General features: G+C 58.9%; 1 protein-coding gene. It reads left to right on the forward strand.

The features are described from left to right. Positions 1-35: 35 nt before the first annotated feature. Positions 36-1,223, forward strand: a complete 1,188-nt coding sequence (locus EDE09_RS27935; RefSeq protein ID WP_132413627.1) for an IS481 family transposase — start codon at positions 36-38, stop codon at positions 1,221-1,223. Positions 1,224-1,239: the final 16 nt, after the last annotated feature.

A 1,239-nucleotide genomic window follows, 5' to 3' on the forward strand; every position in this document is an offset into this window, starting at 1 on the left:
GGGTGACACTTTTCGCTTTTTGGCGGGAGGTGTTGATGCCGTGGAAAGAGACCTCGGTGATGGAGGAACGTCTACGTTTTGTCGCCCGGCTTCTGGAGGGCGAAGGCATGAGCGATGTGTGCCGAGAGTTCGGCATCTCGCGCAAGACCGGTTACAAAATCTTCAACCGCTATAAGGACGACGGTCTGGAGGCGCTGACGGATCGGTCTCGAAGACCGGTGCGTTATGCCAACCAGTTGCCTGAGCCGGTCGAGGCGATGATCGTCTCGTGCAAGAAGAGCAAGCCGCATTGGGGTGCCAGGAAGATCCGGGAGCTTTTGGTGAAGCGCCTGGCCGGCGATGTGCGCGTGCCGTCGAAGAGTACGGTGCATGCCGTTCTCGATCGACATGGTCTGGTCGCCCACGCCCGTAGGAGGCAACGACATCGAGCCGAAGGGACAGCCTTGTCACAGGCATCGCTGCCCAACGATCTATGGTGCGCCGACTTCAAGGGCGAGTTCAAGCTTGGCAATGGTCAATACTGTTACCCGCTGACGGTCACCGACCAGGCATCCCGTTATCTTCTTGCCTACGAGGCCTTCGAATCGACCCGTGAACCGGCCGTCTTCGATGCTTTCCGCAGGTTGTTTGTCGAGCGTGGCCTGCCGGCGGCGATCCGCAGCGACAATGGACTACCCTTCGCCAGCCCCAACGGCCTCTACAATCTGTCGAAGCTGTCGGTGTGGTGGCTGCGGCTCGGGATCGCGCTGGAGCGCATCAGGCCGGGCCGTCCCCAACAAAACGGCCGGCATGAGCGCATGCACCTGACGCTGAAGAAAGAGGCGACCAGGCCACCCGGCAAAAACATCCTCCAGCAACAGGCCCGCTTCGATGCTTTCGTCAGCGAATTCAATCAGGAACGGCCGCACGAGGCGCTCAACATGAAGGTGCCGGCAGATCTCTACGCCGCGTCGTCACGCCTCTATCATGGCCTGCCGGAGATCGACTACCCCTTCCATGATCGGGATGCGCTGGTGACCAATTGCGGCCGCATCTGCATCTATCGCAAGAAGATCAACATCTCGACCGTGCTGGCCGGACAGAAACTGGGGCTCAAGGAAGTCGACGACGGTATTTGGCTCGTCAGCTTCATGCACTATGATTTGGGATATATCGACCTGGAGCAGAGAACTTTGCAAACCATCGACAATCCGTTCGGCACGAGATTGTCACCCATGTCTTAGGTACGATCTGTTACCG

Source organism: Neorhizobium sp. S3-V5DH (assembly GCF_004343065.1).
GTDB lineage: Bacteria > Pseudomonadota > Alphaproteobacteria > Rhizobiales > Rhizobiaceae > Neorhizobium > Neorhizobium huautlense.